The organism is Photorhabdus africana, assembly GCF_035181445.1.
GTDB classification, from domain to species: domain Bacteria; phylum Pseudomonadota; class Gammaproteobacteria; order Enterobacterales; family Enterobacteriaceae; genus Photorhabdus; species Photorhabdus laumondii.
On the sequence record NZ_JAXBVE010000299.1, the window covers coordinates 1 to 223 of the forward strand.

The 223-nt window shown below is 64.1% G+C and carries 1 pseudogene; it reads right to left on the reverse strand.

Annotation, left to right across the window (positions count from 1 at the left end):
• Positions 1 to 223, reverse strand: a pseudogene (locus tag SLS51_RS23840) (hypothetical protein); the annotation flags it as partial.

Here is a 223-nt window from a genome sequence, read left to right on the forward strand (position 1 = left end):
GATTGAGCAGGGGAAGCTGTAAATTGCCGAGACGGTCTTCGCCTTTGGGGGGCGGCACCGACAGGAAGATTTTGGCCTGCGTCAGGACCTCGTCACCGGCCCGGTAGTTCTGCTGATAGGCGGCGTGCCAGCCGGTCCACAGGGCCAGCACCACGGCGGTACCCACGGTGGAGAAGGTCAGCAGTGTGTGGCGGTGGCGGCTTAACCACCGGCGGTTTTCAGC